Source organism: Roseixanthobacter psychrophilus (assembly GCF_043195195.1).
Classification (GTDB): Bacteria; Pseudomonadota; Alphaproteobacteria; order Rhizobiales; family Xanthobacteraceae; genus NCEH01.
This window is the reverse complement of record NZ_JBAFWT010000116.1, coordinates 1-1,951: the sequence shown is the minus strand read 5'-3', so window position 1 is coordinate 1,951 and position 1,951 is coordinate 1. Positions and strand designations below refer to the sequence as shown.

General features: G+C 66.6%; 1 protein-coding gene and 2 pseudogenes. 1 reads left to right on the top strand and 2 read right to left on the bottom strand.

What is annotated here, in order from left to right:
* Positions 1-219, bottom strand: a pseudogene (locus tag V5F77_RS28655) (isoprenylcysteine carboxylmethyltransferase family protein); the annotation flags it as partial.
* A gap of 82 nt (positions 220-301) precedes the next feature.
* On the opposite strand from V5F77_RS28655, the gene V5F77_RS28650 reads away from it, so the two are divergent.
* On the top strand, positions 302-1,678 hold the full coding sequence (locus V5F77_RS28650; protein WP_429008448.1) for a transposase: 1,377 nt from the start codon (positions 302-304) through the stop codon (positions 1,676-1,678).
* A 92-nt stretch (positions 1,679-1,770) separates the two neighbouring features.
* On the opposite strand, the pseudogene V5F77_RS28645 reads toward V5F77_RS28650, so the two are convergent.
* Positions 1,771-1,920: pseudogene (locus V5F77_RS28645) on the bottom strand (isoprenylcysteine carboxylmethyltransferase family protein); the annotation flags it as partial.
* Positions 1,921-1,951 lie beyond the last annotated feature (31 nt).

The following is a 1,951-nucleotide window of genomic DNA, read 5'->3' as shown; positions in this document are numbered from 1 at the left end:
TACCGCGAGCAGCCAGAAGCCGCCGAAGATCAGAATGGTGCTGAGGATGTGGAACGGCCCGAAATGCGGGTTCACGCGCCATCCGAACAGGGTCTCGAGCAGATGACCGGCGTCGTGGGACCAGAAATCGACGCCGGGGAACTGCCGGCCGAGCCATCCCGACAGGAGATAGATGGTCAGCGGAAACCCATACATCTCGGTGAAGAGCCTGTTGCAGAATCGCCACCTCGACCGAGGCGGACCGCTTGCGCCAATGACGGCGTGCTGATTCCGTTGGCACAGGCAACGTGAGGGGGAAGAGATGGCGAACTTCTATCGCGAACCGGATCGGCGACAGCGGTTTCTTCTTCCGGTGGACATGTCGGATTGGGTTTCCGACACGGACATGGTTCACCTGCTGCTGGATGCGATCGAGTTGATGGACCTGTCGGCGTTCGAGGCCCATTACACTAGGCGCGGCACCGGCGCGCCGCCGTTCTCGCCGTCGATGATGGTGTGCGTGCTGATCTATGCCTACGCCAACGGGCACCGCTCCAGCCGCAAGATTGAACGCCTGTGTGAGCGGGACGCGGGGTTCCGGATGATCGTCGGCGACGAGGTTCCCGATCACAGCGTGATCGCACGGTTCCGCAAGCGCCACCGGAGCGCTTTCGAGGCGCTGTTCGCCGAGGTGCTGAAGCTGTGCCACAGGGCGGGCCTGGTGCGGCTTGGCGTGGTGGCCCTGGACGGGACCAAGGTCAAGGCGAACGCGTCGCTGGCGGCCAACCGGACGGTCAGGTCCCTGGCGGCCATGGTGTCGGCGGCCGAGGAAACCGACACGGCCGAGGACGCCATGTTTGGCGACGAACGGGGCGACGACCTTCCCGCCGACCTGCGGAACGCTTCCGGCCGCCCGGCCAGGCTGCAGGCCTGTCTGGATCAGCTTCATGCCGAGGCGAATGCGCAGGCCGCCCGCCAGCAGGAGAAGATCGACGCCCGCGCAGCCGAGGAGGAAGCGACCGGCAAACGCAAGCGGGGCCGCAAGCCGAAGCCTGCCGAGGCGGTGGTCGACGAGGAGGCCAAGGCCAACGTGACCGATCCCGACAGCCGGATCATGAAGAGCCGCAAGGGTTACCTCCAGGGCTACAACGCCCAGGCGGTGGTGACGGCCGGCCAGATCATCCTCGCCCCCGATGTGACGAACCAGGCCAACGACGTTCGCCAGTTGGGGCCGATGATCGACAAGGCCCTGGCCATGGCCGAGGCGGTGATGGGCGAGGACGCCCGCATCGGGACGGCGCTCATGGACGCGGGCTACTGGTCGGAGGACAACGCGGCGCTGGAGACGGCGGACTGCGAGTACCTGATCGCCACCACCAAGGACTGGAAGCAGCGCAAGGCGATGCGCGCCGCGCCGCCGCCCCGGAGTCGGATGCCCGGGAACCTGAGCACCCGCGAGCGGATGGACCGCAAACTGCTGACCAAGCGTGGCCGGGCCCTTTACCGGCTGCGCGGGCAGACCGTGGAACCGGTGTTCGGCCAGATGAAGGAGATCCAGGGCGCGGACGGCTTCATGATGCGGGGCGACGAGGAAACCAGGGGCGAATGGAGCCTCCACTGCGCCGGCCACAACTTCAGGAAACTCCACTCGGAGTCCGTCCGCCAGGGCAAAAAGGGCGGGAAATGGCTCATCAACTGAGCCCCGCGGCCGGGCGGGACGGATGGGCAACGTCCCAACCATCAGCAGACCCCTCCATACCCGCAGTCTGGGGCCATTCGGCAACAGGCTCTGAACAGGGCGACGATGAAGGCCGAGAACGCCCCGAGGGTGCGCCAATCCCGTGGCGTCCTGAGCCGGGTGAAGCTCGCGGCGAACAGGATGAAGACCCCTGAGTTGAGGATGACGAGGCCCCACAGGCCGTAGGCCGGCGTTTCGGTCATCGGATATCGCCTTCGGGCCCCGGCCCCTGCG